This is a genomic window from Haematomicrobium sanguinis DSM 21259 (genome assembly GCF_000688395.1).
Classification (GTDB): Bacteria; Actinomycetota; Actinomycetes; order Actinomycetales; family Micrococcaceae; genus Haematomicrobium; species Haematomicrobium sanguinis.
The window spans coordinates 1-13,017 of the sequence record NZ_JIAG01000007.1 but is presented as its reverse complement, the minus strand read 5'-3'; the positions used below and the strand labels follow the sequence as shown (position 1 = coordinate 13,017).

Here is a 13,017-nt window from a genome sequence, read left to right as displayed (position 1 = left end):
ATGATGGTGGGCAATGAAAAAACCCGGCTGCATGCCGACTCAAGTTCGACAGAGGCATTGTGCCGGAGACTTCACATTTAGTTTAGCGGAGTGGGAGGTGGATCAAAATGAAAACTGGACGCACGGCCGTGACGGCCCGAATCGTCCTGCCGAACGCATCCGAGTCCCGCAGAATCTCTAACTTCCTCAACGCAAACGATATTAAGACCACCGGCGACCAAGTCCGTGAAGTGATCGAGGATCCAAGGCGAGCCTTGTTCGTGGCCAAAGTCGATGGCGAAATAGTCGCTTGGGCGAAGACCCACTTTTATGAGCAGCCGTCTGGCGAAGCTCCCGCCGGAAACTATCTCGGCGGCATCGTGGTGGCACCCGGTTGGCGACGCACCGGGATCGCGCAGCGACTCATCGCGGCCAGAGCGGCCTGGCTGGACACCAACCCTCGTGCCGGCAACCACCATGATCAGGTGCATTTCGTCGTCAATGCGATGAATCATCCCTCAATTCACCTCCACGAGCCTTTCGGCTTCCGCGAAGCTGCTCGAGGCAGGGACTTTCATGGCGTCACGTTTTCCGGAGTGTCCGGTGCCGGAAACGGCATCCTGTTCAGCGCCGAGCTGGGTGGGATACTGGAGAGGTGGAAGCTCATGTCAGCCCCAACAGCAAAAGCCGCCGAACCTCGCGCAGAGTCTTAAGCACGACGGCGTTGCTCGCCACGCTCGCGCTTCTCACCTCTGCTTGCACTCCGGGAGGAAGCGAAGGTGAGCCGACCGCTGCGGAGGCAACGCCGTCGGACATCAGCGCGACCGGAACCGCAACCCCGACCTCTAACGCAACCGCCCCGCAAGCTACGAAGAGCGTCGATACCGCGTTGCGGCAACGAACCGTCGCGACCACGCCGTGGGCACTCGCACCGCTGGAAGACGGCCGGATACTGTTCACCGAGCGCAACACCGGCAAGATTCGCCTGCTCGATGGCGACAGGGCGGTGGATATGGGAACCGTCCCCGGAGTGGACCGCAACACGCTCGAAGGCGGTCTGCTAGGGCTCGCGCTGAGCCCGAATTTCGCCTCCGACCAGAAGATTTTTGTGTACCTGACCACCGCGAATGACAATCGCGTCGTCTCCATGACGGTGAATCTCGACGCTCCCAGTCTCAGCGAACCCACCGAGGTGTTGACCGGCATTCCGCGGGCGTATCGGCACAACGGCGGGCGCATCAAGTTTGGGCCGGACGGGATGTTGTACATCGGGACCGGCGATGCGGAGGTCGCCTCCAGTGCGCAGGACCGGGCCGCGCTGTCCGGAAAAATATTGCGCGTGACCCCTGAGGGTCGCCCCGCGCCTGGCAACCCCTTTGGCGACTCGCCGGTGTATACGATCGGGCATCGGAACGTGCAGGGTTTTGCCTGGGACGCGGAAGGCAACCTGTGGTCTAGCGAATTCGGGCCCACCGTCGATGATGAGCTCAATCTCATCACCCCAGGCGCAAACTATGGCTGGCCGACCGTGACCGGGGCACCGGGGGACCCGCGGTTTCAGGATGCCAAGGTGGTGTGGCCGGTGACTGCGGACGCGTCGCCGAGCGGGATCGTGGAGCAGGACGGTCGCGTCTTTGTCGCCGCGCTGATGGGGCGGCGTGTTTTTGAGGTGACGTTGGATGGTTCCTCGGCCTCGCTCACCGGGGACTTTGTGGCCGATCGCGGTGAGCGGGTGCGGGATGTGGCCATTGCCGACGGGTTGCTGTACTTCGCGACCGATAGCGCCGAGGCTAGCGGAATCTACTCCATGGGGGTGCCGGAGTAACTTTGCGCAGTGTCGACTCGGGCTAAACTGGATGCGGCAGACGTTCACGTCCGTAGGTGAGCAGTCATGATGCCGGACAACAACAAAGGAGACACCCGTGTCAGAGCCCCAGCAGATCACCGTCAATATCGTTGACGAAGCGACCACGGTGACCGGCGGGACTACCGGGTTTGACCTGTTCGGCGATGACAAAAAGATCGTCGTGATGAGGGTCGACGGCGAACTGTGGGATCTCTCCCGCGAGGTACCAGCGGGCGCCGTTATTGAACCGGTCAGCATTGAAGAGCCGGACGGCCTCAATGTTTTGCGCCACTCCGCCGCGCACGTCATGGCACAAGCCGTCCAACAACTGCGCCCGGACGCGAAGCTGGGCATCGGCCCCTATATCACCGACGGCTTTTACTTCGATTTCGACGTTGAGGAGCCGTTCACGCCGGACGATCTGAAGCAACTGGAAAAGATGATGCTGCGCATCGTCAATCAGAATCAACTCTTTGAACGCGTGGTGGTTTCAGAGACCGAAGCCCTCGCGGCCATGGCCGACGAACCCTACAAATTGGAGCTGATCGGGCTGAAGGGCGCCGGTGCGGACGCCGCCGAGGGCGCGAGCGTCGAAGTCGGCGGCGGCGAACTGACGATCTACAACAACGTGGATCGCAAAAGCGGGGACGTGGTCTGGAAAGACCTGTGCCGCGGCCCGCACCTGCCCAATACCAAGCTAATTGGCAACGCTTACGCTTTGACCCGATCGGCGGCCGCGTACTGGCGCGGCAGCGAAAAGAACAAGCAGCTTCAGCGCATTTATGGGACTGCCTGGCCCAGCAAGGAAGAACTGCGCGCCTACCAGGAGCGTCTGGCCGAGGCCGAACGCCGCGATCACCGCAAGCTCGGCTCGGAACTGGACCTGTTCTCCTTCCCGGACGAGCTGGGCTCGGGGCTGCCGGTCTTCCACCCCAAGGGCGGGGTCATCAAGCGCGAAATGGAAGACTACGTGCGCCGCCGCCACATCGAAGAGGGCTTCGAATACGTGGGCACCCCGCATATTTCCAAGGACGGACTCTTTCACACCTCCGGCCACCTGCCGTATTACGCGGATGGCATGTTCCCGCCCATGGTGGTGGATGAAGAAAGAGACGACGACGGTAACCTCACCAAAGCGGGCCAAGAGTATCGGCTGAAAGCCATGAACTGCCCGATGCACAATCTCATTTACCGTGCGCGCGGGCGTTCCTACCGTGAGTTGCCGCTGCGACTCTTCGAGTTCGGCAACGTGTACCGGATGGAAAAATCCGGCGTGGTTCACGGGCTGACCCGTGTGCGAGGAATGACTCAGGACGATTCCCACTCCTATGTCACGAAGGAGCAGGCCCCTGAGGAAGTGAAGCACCTGCTGAACTTCGTGCTCTCGCTCTTGCGGGACTTTGGCCTGGACGATTTTTATCTGGAACTCTCCACGCGGGATGAGGATTCAGACAAATTTATTGGGTCCGATGAGCAGTGGGCGGAAGCCACCGCGGTGCTGGAGCAGGCCGCTCGGGATACCGGTTTGGAGTTAGTCCCCGATCCCGGGGGAGCGGCATACTACGGTCCCAAAATATCCGTGCAAGCTCGTGACGCCATTGGCCGGACCTGGCAAATGTCCACGATCCAGTATGACTTCAACCAACCCGCACGGTTTGGCCTGGAGTACCAAGCTGCCGACGGCACCCGGCAAGAGCCGGTCATGATCCACTCCGCGAAGTTCGGTTCGATCGAACGGTTCTTGGGAGTGCTGACCGAGCACTACGCGGGGGCATTCCCGGCATGGCTTTCGCCGGTGCAAGTGCGTGCAATACCGGTGGCAGAAGCGTTCAACGACTACCTGGCAGACGTGGTGCGCGCCCTCAAGGCTCGCGGCGTTCGGGCGGAGCTGGACGATGGCAACGACCGTTTCCCCAAAAAGATCCGCAACGCGTCCAAGGACAAGGTGCCGTTTGTGCTCATTGCCGGCGGCGAGGATGCCGAAGCAGGCGCAGTGTCCTTCCGATTCCGCGACGGCTCGCAGGAGAACGGCGTACCCATCGAAGATGCGATCGCCAAAATTGTGGGCGCGATCGCATCCCGAGACAACAGCTAGGGGCGCACCGTGGCAGATATCCCTCAGGATGACTTCGAATTGCCCGGGGTTCCGGACAGCTTTCAGCGTCTGTGGACTCCGCACCGGCTCGCCTACGTCAAGGGCGGCCAGGAGCAGTATGCGGGGGACAACCGTGACCCCTTCTGTGCCGCACCGGATCGCAGCGACGAGGAATCGCTGATCGTCCGCCGCGGGGAGACCTGCTACGTCATCATGAACCTGTTCCCCTATAACGCGGGGCACTTGCTGGTGTGTCCGTACGAACACATTTCGCTGTACACCGAAACCAGCGAGGCGCAAATGCTGGAAATGGGTGAACTGACCAAGCAGTGCATGTGGACGCTCACCAAGGTCGCCAATCCCGGCGGATTTAATATCGGCATGAACCAAGGCGCCGTTGGCGGTGCCGGGATCGCCCAGCATTTGCATCAACATGTGGTGCCCCGCTGGGGCGGTGATTCCAACTTCCTGCCGATCATCGCGCAGACCAAAGCGATCACACAGACCCTGGGCGACATGCGAACACAGCTCGCAGAGAACTGGGTCAGCAGCGCGCCGGAGCCCGCCGAAGGCAAGGGAAACTAGCGGCCCATGTTGAACAAATATGCCCGCGAGCTGTTTACGCGGATCTTTACCCCGGTGGCTAGGGCACTTTTGCGTCTCGGCGTGAGTGCGGATGCCGTCACCATTGGCGGTACCGTCGCAATCGCGGCCGGTGCACTGGTGCTCTACCCGCTCGGGCAACTCTTCTGGGGAACGCTTTTCATCACCCTGTTCATCTTTTCCGATATCGTCGATGGGATTATGGCGCGCCTGCAAGGGCAATCCAGCCAGTGGGGAAACTTCCTCGATTCGACAATGGACCGCATTCAGGACGGCGTCATCTTTGCCGGGGTAGCGATCTGGTTCTTCACCGGAGGCAACAATCCGGTGATCGGCTATGCGGCTTTAGCTAGTCTGGTCTGTGGCCAGGTCGTGTCGTACGCGCGAGCCAAGGCGGAATCCCTAGGGTTGAACGCGAACGTCGGAATCGCCGAACGTGCCGAACGGATCTTGGTGGTCTTGCTCTTAACCGGGCTCACCGGTCTCGGTTTGCACCCCGCATTCCTGACGGTGGGCTTGATTCTGCTTGCGCTGGCCAGCCTCTTCACCATTTATCAGCGCGTCCGAGCGGTGTATCAACAAACCCATTGACGCGGCCTTGCCTCGTGCCAGGACACTGAACCAACTATTCACAGCACCAACCAGGAAAGGGCCCCGGTGACCACAACCGTGAGCAACCCAGACAACACTCCCGCAACCGACACGGCACAGCCCGCAACCGGCGGCACCCGGGTCAAACGCGGCATGGCCGAAATGCTCAAGGGCGGCGTCATCATGGACGTCGTCACTCCTGAGCAAGCGAAGATCGCCGAAGACGCCGGCGCCGTGGCGGTGATGGCCCTGGAGCGCGTTCCCGCGGACATCCGCGCTCAGGGGGGCGTCTCGCGCATGAGCGATCCGGACATGATTGACGGCATCATCGAAGCCGTCTCGATCCCGGTCATGGCCAAGGCCCGGATCGGGCACTTTGTTGAGGCTCAGGTGCTTCAATCCCTGGGTGTCGACTACATCGACGAGTCCGAGGTCCTCACCCCGGCCGATTACACCAACCACATCGACAAATGGAACTTCACGGTGCCCTTCGTCTGCGGTGCCACGAGTCTTGGCGAAGCGCTCCGCCGCATCACCGAAGGCGCCGCCATGATCCGCTCCAAGGGAGAGGCCGGCACCGGCGACGTTTCCAACGCCACCACGCACATGCGCACCATCCGCGCCGAGATCGCCAAGCTCACCTCGATGGCCCCGGATGAACTGTACGTCGCCGCCAAGGAACTCCAGGCGCCATACGAGCTGGTCAAGGAAGTTGCCGAACGCGGTAGCCTGCCGGTGGTGCTTTTCACCGCAGGCGGCATTGCCACCCCGGCCGACGCCGCCATGATGATGCAGCTGGGCGCCGACGGCGTTTTTGTCGGCTCGGGCATCTTCAAATCCGGCAACCCCGCCCAACGCGCCCAGGCCATCGTCAAGGCCACCACCTTCTTCGACGACCCCGACGTGATCGCCAATGTCTCCCGCGGGCTGGGCGAAGCGATGGTGGGTATCAATGTGGAGGAGATTCCGGAACCGCACCGGCTCGCCGAGCGCGGCTGGTAAGTCCCTCCAAGAGGTCCCATCTTGGCCGTTCATCCGCCAATTGCGTTTTCATCCTGCAATTACAGGATGAAAACGCAATTACGGGATGTGCCGCGGTTTAGGCGAGCCCTCGCTTCTTCAGGAGCGGCTCTACGCTTGCGTCTCGGCCGCGCAACGCCCGGAAGGATTCGAGCGGGTCGCGCGAGTTCCCGCGGGCGAGCAGCTCGTAGCGCATTTTGTCGCCGTTCTCACGGGTCATTCCGCCGTTCTCCTTGAACCACTCGACGGTTTCCGCGTCCAGCACCTCGGACCAAATATAGGAGTAATACCCGGCCGAGTAGCCGCCCGCGAAAATGTGCGCAAAGTATGCGCTCCGGTAGCGTGGCGGCACCAAATCATACTGAAGTCCGACGGCGTTCATCGCCTCGGTCTCGAAAGCCTCCACATCTTCGGGAACCTGGGCATCGCGGCTCCCATACCAGGCAAGGTCGAGGAGCGCGGCCTTGAGATATTCGGTGGTGCCAAACCCTTCGCCCCAGAGCGCCGCCTCCTGCAACTTCACCACCGTTTCAGCGGGTAGCGGTTCTCCCGTCTCGTAGTGCTTCGCGTAATTCGCAATGACCTCCGGCCACAGAATCCACATCTCATTGACCTGTGAGGGGTACTCGACAAAGTCCCGAGGAACGTTCGTGCCCTGTAACCGCGGGTAGTACACGTCGGAAAACAGCCCGTGGAGCGCGTGGCCGAACTCGTGAAAAGCGGTGCGTACCTCGTCCATGGTGAGCAGCGCCGGGGACCCCTCGGGCGGCTTCGGAATATTTAAGTTGTTCATGACGACCGGCTTGTTCCCCAACAGACCCGACTGGTCCACCAGGTTATTCATCCAGGCGCCGCCCTTTTTCGTCTCGCGCGCAAAGTAGTCGCCCAAGAAGAGCCCGAGCGGAGATCCGTCCTCGTTGAACACTTCCCACACCCGCACATCGGGGTGGTAGCCCACCAGATCCTCGCGCTCGGTAAACGTGACCCCATACACCTGGTTCGCGGCGAAAAACACACCGTCATTGAGCACCCGGTTCAACTCAAAATAGGGTTTGAGCGCCTCGGAGTCGACCGCATACTTTTCCCGCTGGACCTGATCGGAATAGAACGCCCAGTCGGACGCCTCGATGTCATGCCCGGCAACTTCTGCCATGATTTCCGCTTCGCGCTCGGCATTTGCCAGAGCCGCCGGGGCCATCCGGGTCAGCATCTCCATGACCGCGTCCAGGCCCGGCGCCGTCTGATCGGCAATCTTGTATTCGGCGTGCGAATCGAAACCGAGGATCGCGGCCTGCTCGCTACGCAACGCAACCAATTCCCGCAGGATCGCGGTGGTTCCCCCGTCGCCAAGCCCGCGCGCGAGCGAAGAGGCGAGCAATCGCCGTCGAACATCACGGTCCTGTAGGCGAGCCAAGGCAGGCTGGGAGGACGGGGAGAGCAAGGAGATCTGGTATTTGCCCTCGTGTCCGTTGTCCGCCGCCAGCGCCGCCGCGGTGGCAATCTCGCCGTCGGTCAGCCCGGCAAGCTCGTCCGCGGAGTCGACAATGAGCGCCGCGGCCTGCCGATTGCGGGTCGCGGTCTGCCCAAACTGGCTCTCCAATTCGGCAATGCGCGAGTTGATCTCCACCAGCCGCGCGCCCTCGGCCGCCCCGAGATTCACGCCGCTTAGCTCGAAGTCGCGGAGCAACTCGTCCAGCAAGTGCCGCTGCTCGGCGGTGAAAGCCGCACCCGATTCGGATACCGCCTTGATCCGCTCATACAGCCCGCGGTTCATGTACAGCTCGCTGCGGAACTGCGCGTACAGCGGGGCGACCTCATTCTCGGCCGCGTCAAACTCCGGGGTGCCGAGCGCGCTGGAGAGCGCAAAGACGTAGGTGGCCGCGCGCGCCAGAGTCTGCCCGCCGCGCTCCATCGCCTCGACGGTGTTTTCGAAGGTGGGCGGCTCCGGGTTGTTCACGATCGCATCGATCTCGGCGCGAACCTCATCCATCCCGGCGCGGAAGGCCGGGGCGCCGTGCTCGGCGCGCAGGTTCGCGAAATCGGGAAGCTGGTAGGGGAGCGTGCTGGGGGTGAGCAGGGGATTTTCGGCAACGGGTGAGTTGGTCATACGTCCACCCTATGTCACAGCGATAGGGTGGTTGTGAGAGTGCTCACAGGGTTTGATGTCACTGGGTTTGAGGTAACAGGGTGGAGGGGTATTTATGCGTGCGCGATGGTGGCGGTTCGCGGCCGCGGCGGCAACGTTGATTGCGCTTGCCGGGTGCACGGCTGTGAATAACGACGGCGATGCCTCCACCGCGGGCGGCTCACCGCCTGCGCCTTCCGCGCCTTCCCAACCTTCCGGACAGAGCGAAGAGCCCACGCCGACGCCGAGCCCCGGGGTGGGGCCAACGTGTCCGACGGAGCGGTGCGCGTCGGTGACGGTCGCCGGGGATCTGCTGATTCACACGCAGCTGTGGGCGCAAGCGCGCGCCGACGCCGCGGTGACCGGCGCGGGCGAGGCGGGGATGGATTTTGGGCCGCTCATGGAGGGGGCCAGGCCGTATGTGACCAACGCGGATCTCGCGGTCTGTCATATGGAAACTCCGGTGAGCACGCCTGAGGGGCCGTTTAGCGCGTACCCGTCCTTCAACGTACCGCCGCAAATTTTGACGGCGGCCAAGGGCGTGGGTTTTGACGCATGCGACAACGCGAGCAACCACACCATCGACCAGGGGACCGAGGGTCTGATGCGGACGGTGGACGCATTGGATGCCGCCGGGTTACCGCACACCGGTGCGTATCGCAGTGAGGCCGAGTCGCGCGGTGTGCTGATCATGGACACCCCGAGCGCCAAAATTGCGATCATCACCGGGACGTATGGGTTAAATGGGCTTGTTCCCGAGGCTCCGTGGCAGGTGGACATGCTGGACGCGCCCACCATGATTGCCAAGGCTCAACGGGCCCGCGAAATGGGCGCCGACCTGGTGCTCGCGAACATGCATGCGGGTGAAGAATACGTGGACTACCCGAACGAACAGCAAACCACGACCGCCCGCGCTCTCATCGATAGCGGACAGTTTGACGCGGTATACGGCGAGCACACGCATTCGGTGTTGCCGATCGAAAAGTACAACGGCAAATGGATTGTGTACGGGATGGGCAATATGCTGACCGAGCTCTCACCAACCTATGTGGTCAATAATGAGGGCATGATCGCGCGCTTCCAGTTCGCGCAACAGCCCGACGGCACCTGGCAAACCAGCGACTTGGCGTGGGCGCCCTCGGTGATTCGGGACAACCCGTATCGCTGGTGCTCGGTGGCGCAGGATATGCCTAACGGACAGTGCGGCGACCCGGCCATGGATGCTGCGAGTTATGAGCGGACCAAGGCGACCGTAAACTCCATGGGTGCGGCCGAGGATGGTGCACGTGAATGGAAGGTGACCGAGGACCCGATGCCCGGCGATCCGTCTGCCATCCCGACGCAGGACCCGGCGAGCGTCGAAAGCGGCGCCGGTGGCTGAGCGCATCGCGTTAGACGTTGACGAGTTGGCGCTCCTGCGTCGGGTTCGCGATTACGTGGACCGGCACTACGCGGAGCCGTTGAATGTGGAGCATCTTGCGGCAAAGGCGTACATGTCCGCGGCGCACTTTTCGCGGCGGTTCAAGATCGCTTTTGGCCAATCGCCCTATCAGTATGTGATGTCGCGCCGGGTTGAGCGAGCGATGGTGTTGCTGCGCCAAGGCGCTTCGGTGACCGATGCGTGTTTCGCGGTGGGCGCGTCCTCGCTGGGCTCGTTCTCGTCTAGCTTTCTCGCGATTACCGGGCTGAGCCCGAGTGCGTACCGTGAAGCAGACCATTCCGCGATCAATGCACTGCCAAGCTGTGTGGCGCGGGAGTTTTCCCGGCCAGGTGTGCCCCGGACGCCTGAGCGCAAAAGCTGAGCAGTTTTCGAGAAGCGCCGCCCGGTGGTTGACTTTTAGGCTGAAGTCATGAAAACAACATTGAAATACGCCAACATTTCCGTTCTCGATGTCGAAGCCGCCGGAGAGTTTTACCGCACTGTCCTCGAACTCGAGACCACGCAAAACGTCGAGTATGAGGGGATGCGCTGGTTAACCCTCGGTTCCGGTGAGGGCGCTGAAATCGTGCTGTCCGCCCCACACGCCGGCCGGAATGAGGAGGACTCCAAGCTCATCGGCGAACTCGTCGCCAAGGGCACCATGCCCATGCTCGTCTTCGAGGTCGATGACCTGCAAGCCGCTTTCGACCGTGGTGTCGCGATCGGCGCGGATGTTCTCCAAGAGCCGACCGATCAGCCCTGGGGCCCGCGCGACTGCGCCTTCCGCGACCCGAGCGGCAACGTGCTGCGCATTAACCAGCGCGCCTAGAGGACTCCCGCCGCGCGCAAATTTCATGGTCTTACGTACGTTTCATGGCGTTAGGAGGACATGAAACGTGAGTTTGGCCATGAAATTTGCGTTAGCGGGGGCGGGTTTGGGCAGTTTCGCGGGCGCGGGTTTCAAACGGAACGTCCAGGGGCTCCAGAACGGCATCAGAATTACGACGGCGGAGCGCCACTCCCAGCAGATGGTCGGCAATGCGGGGGTTCTTGGGCAACAGCGAACCGTGCAGATAACTGCCAATCACCTCGTGCACACGGGCCCCCTCGCCCTTGTCCTCACCGTTGTTTCCCGCGCCCAATGTGACGGTGCCGAGTTGCGCGACGCCGTCGGCCAAATAGGTCAGGCCAGAATGGTTTTCGTAGCCGATCACGTCGCCGAACTCAGGGGAGCTAATGACGGTGTTTCCGATGAGACGCTCGGGGCCGCCGCGGGTTTCCATATCGATGACCCCTATACCCTCGATCGTGTGGCCCTCGCGCGTAATGAAGCGGTTGCCAAAGAGTTGGTACATCCCGCAGATCATGAGCATCGGCATACCGTCGCGTGCCATGGCGCGCAGTTCTGAGCCAATGCGCTGCAAATCTTCGGCAACCACGTCTTGACCGGAGTCCTGGCCGCCGCCGCCGACGATGAGGTCAATATCGGTGACGAAAGTGTCACCGGGATTGTGCTCAACGAGTTTCACATCGATCCCGCGCCACTCGGCACGTTTCGCGACCGTTTGCACATTGCCCCAGTCGCCGTAAATATTCATGTCGCGGGGGTAGAGCTGCATGATGGTGAGTTCGGCCATTTAGATCGCCTTCACGTCGGTGAATTTCGCGAGTTCACGCCGAAGCGCAAGCATTGCGGTGTACGTCGTATAAATCCGTTTCGGCTGCCCCGGATTCCCGTTAATGAAAGTAGCCAACGCGCTCGGTAGCGCTTCGTCCAGGGAAGTGACTGCCACGCCGTCGTACTTCAATCTCAAGGCCATGTCCGCCGCCCGCACGCCCGAGACCATCTGGACGCCGCGCTCACCGAGCGAATCGAAGTCGACGTCCCAGAGCCAGGACATGTCGCGGCCATCGGCGTAATTGTCATTGATCGCAATCATGGTGGCATAGTCAGCGGCCGGGAAGGACTTGAGCGCGAGGCGGAAACCGGCGGGGTTCTTGACCAGCACTAACTCGAGCGGCTGGCCGTTCACGGTAAGCGCTTCGCCGCGGCCAAACGCGGGTTCAACGGTCCCGAGCGCGTCAATGAGCGGTTGCGGCTGTGCGTTGTCGCCGAGGATTGCTTGGGCCGTGGCTAGCGCGGCGGCGGCGTTGAAGGTGTTGTAAAGGCCGTTGACCTTGAGCTCGGTGCTGAATTCTTTGCCGGCGATCTCGAAGGCTGCGCTGGTGCCGGACTGTTGGGTGAGGGTTACCGCGGCGTTCGGGGGCCGGTCGCCGGAAGTGTGTTCCTGGTGATGCTCGCCGTCGCCTTGGGCGGTGACCTCGGCCTCGCGCATTTCATCGTCGGTGGGGAAGAGGCGGCGCAGGTCGGCTGAGAGCCCGTAGTAGACGACGTTTTTTGCCTGGGTTTTGGCGGCGAGGGCGCGGATACGGGGATCTTCGCGGTTCAAGACCAGGGTGTCCGTGGTCGCGGCGGCAATCGCTGCGAGCAGATTGGCCGTGTACTCGATTTCGCCGAAACGGTCGAGCTGATCCCGCATGACGTTCAGAAGCAGGCTCGTGCGGGGGGAAACGAGTTTCACGAAGTGTACGGCGTGGGCCTCATCGAGTTCCAGGACGGCGACATCCGCGTTGACCTTCCCGGCAATTCCCTTTTCGGCTAGCACCGACGCGACGACGCCGCGGGTGAAGTTGGAACCGGAACGGTTGGTGAAAACCGTGAGGCCTTGTGCCGCCAGGAGTTCGACGAGCATTTTGGTGGTGGTCGTTTTGCCGTTCGTGCCGGAGACGACAACCACACCGTAGGGCAGGTTCGCGAGGGCTCGCGGCAGGAACTGGGGGTCGATCTTTTCTGCCACAAGACCGGGGGCGGCGCTACCGCCTCCGCGTAGTCCGGCTACACCCCGGACGGCCTTTCCAATCACAGTCGCCAAAAGGTGTCGCATAGATAAAAGCCTACATTCTGCGCCGCCCCCCTTTCGCGAGTTGCCACTTGTGACGCTTATCCGGCGGGTGGTTTCAAGGGGCTAGTGCAACACCTGAGTTTTTTGGAGTGTGTGTCGTGCCTGCTGTGATTCCGTGGTGGAAGGTTTCGTTGTGCCTTGATTTGCTTGCTCGGGGTGTTATCGCGGTGCGGGTGGCTGAGCGTGTCGGGGTGGCGCGCACGAGTGTGAACAGGTTTGCCAGACTGGCTGGTATGGAACTGGTGTATGGCTCCCGCGGGGGCATGACGGGTCCTCGTGTACCGGACACGGCGTTGATGGAGAGCGGCGGGGGCGTGAGGGCGCGGGGGAGGGCGTATTCGCGGTTGAGTTTTGAGCAGCGAGTCATTCTTCAAA

General features: G+C 62.0%; 12 protein-coding genes. 9 read left to right on the top strand and 3 right to left on the bottom strand.

The annotated features are described in order from the left end of the window. Nucleotides 1-107: 107 nt before the first annotated feature. From O148_RS17060 to pdxS, 6 genes are all read left to right on the top strand, one after another. A complete protein-coding gene (locus tag O148_RS17060; protein WP_051619979.1) occupies nt 108-692 on the top strand; it encodes a GNAT family N-acetyltransferase in 585 nt (194 codons plus the stop codon). Continuing rightward, on the top strand, nt 635-1,804 hold the full coding sequence (locus O148_RS15435) for a PQQ-dependent sugar dehydrogenase (RefSeq protein ID WP_051619978.1): 1,170 nt from the start codon (nt 635-637) through the stop codon (nt 1,802-1,804). The genes O148_RS17060 and O148_RS15435 overlap by 58 nt, the downstream gene beginning before the upstream one ends. Nucleotides 1,805-1,901: 97 nt before the next feature. After that, nucleotides 1,902-3,920: a threonine--tRNA ligase gene (gene thrS / locus O148_RS0107395; RefSeq protein WP_026530406.1), complete on the top strand. Its 2,019-nt coding sequence runs from the start codon at nt 1,902-1,904 to the stop codon at nt 3,918-3,920. A gap of 9 nt (nt 3,921-3,929) precedes the next feature. After that, the gene (locus O148_RS15430) at nt 3,930-4,505 is read left to right on the top strand and encodes an HIT family protein (protein ID WP_051619977.1); all 576 of its coding nucleotides are present in this window, start codon (nt 3,930-3,932) and stop codon (nt 4,503-4,505) included. A 6-nt stretch (nt 4,506-4,511) separates the two neighbouring features. Next, the gene (pgsA, locus tag O148_RS0107385) at nt 4,512-5,114 is read left to right on the top strand and encodes a phosphatidylinositol phosphate synthase (RefSeq protein ID WP_026530405.1); all 603 of its coding nucleotides are present in this window, start codon (nt 4,512-4,514) and stop codon (nt 5,112-5,114) included. A gap of 78 nt (nt 5,115-5,192) precedes the next feature. After that, nucleotides 5,193-6,116, top strand: a complete 924-nt coding sequence (gene pdxS, locus O148_RS0107380) for a pyridoxal 5'-phosphate synthase lyase subunit PdxS (protein ID WP_026530404.1) — start codon at nt 5,193-5,195, stop codon at nt 6,114-6,116. Between the two features lie 97 nt (nt 6,117-6,213). Here the strand turns inward: pdxS and O148_RS0107375 are convergent, their stop codons facing one another. Continuing rightward, nucleotides 6,214-8,241 carry a M3 family metallopeptidase gene (locus O148_RS0107375; protein ID WP_026530403.1) on the bottom strand — a complete coding sequence of 676 codons (2,028 nt, stop codon included), beginning with the start codon at nt 8,239-8,241 and terminating at the stop codon, nt 6,214-6,216. Between the two features lie 94 nt (nt 8,242-8,335). Between O148_RS0107375 and O148_RS15425 the strand changes: the two genes are divergently transcribed. From O148_RS15425 to O148_RS0107360, 3 genes are read left to right on the top strand one after another with little or no spacing between them, the layout of a single operon-like run. Then, complete coding sequence (locus O148_RS15425; protein ID WP_084157190.1) at nt 8,336-9,640, top strand: CapA family protein; 1,305 nt, start codon at nt 8,336-8,338, stop codon at nt 9,638-9,640. Continuing rightward, a complete protein-coding gene (locus O148_RS0107365) occupies nt 9,633-10,061 on the top strand; it encodes a helix-turn-helix domain-containing protein (protein WP_026530402.1) in 429 nt (142 codons plus the stop codon). Before O148_RS15425 ends, O148_RS0107365 begins: the two co-directional genes overlap by 8 nt. A gap of 48 nt (nt 10,062-10,109) precedes the next feature. Continuing rightward, a complete protein-coding gene (locus tag O148_RS0107360) occupies nt 10,110-10,508 on the top strand; it encodes a VOC family protein (RefSeq protein ID WP_026530401.1) in 399 nt (132 codons plus the stop codon). A gap of 91 nt (nt 10,509-10,599) precedes the next feature. On the opposite strand, the gene O148_RS0107355 is transcribed toward O148_RS0107360, so the two are convergent. Further along, nucleotides 10,600-11,316, bottom strand: coding sequence for a type 1 glutamine amidotransferase (locus O148_RS0107355; protein ID WP_026530400.1), 717 nt, complete (start codon nt 11,314-11,316; stop codon nt 10,600-10,602). Then, complete coding sequence (locus tag O148_RS0107350; RefSeq protein ID WP_026530399.1) at nt 11,317-12,624, bottom strand: Mur ligase family protein; 1,308 nt, start codon at nt 12,622-12,624, stop codon at nt 11,317-11,319. Between the last annotated feature and the right edge of the window lie 393 nt (nt 12,625-13,017).

Coding starts and splice junctions, on each gene's coding strand:
- O148_RS17060 (WP_051619979.1), top strand. CDS start 108: ATGAAAACTGGACGCACGGCCGTGACGGCCCGAATCGTCCTGCCGAAC.
- O148_RS0107360 (WP_026530401.1), top strand. CDS start 10,110: ATGAAAACAACATTGAAATACGCCAACATTTCCGTTCTCGATGTCGAA.
- O148_RS15425 (WP_084157190.1), top strand. CDS start 8,336: ATGCGTGCGCGATGGTGGCGGTTCGCGGCCGCGGCGGCAACGTTGATT.
- O148_RS0107350 (WP_026530399.1), bottom strand. CDS start 12,624: ATGCGACACCTTTTGGCGACTGTGATTGGAAAGGCCGTCCGGGGTGTA.
- pgsA (WP_026530405.1), top strand. CDS start 4,512: ATGTTGAACAAATATGCCCGCGAGCTGTTTACGCGGATCTTTACCCCG.
- O148_RS0107355 (WP_026530400.1), bottom strand. CDS start 11,316: ATGGCCGAACTCACCATCATGCAGCTCTACCCCCGCGACATGAATATT.
- O148_RS0107375 (WP_026530403.1), bottom strand. CDS start 8,241: ATGACCAACTCACCCGTTGCCGAAAATCCCCTGCTCACCCCCAGCACG.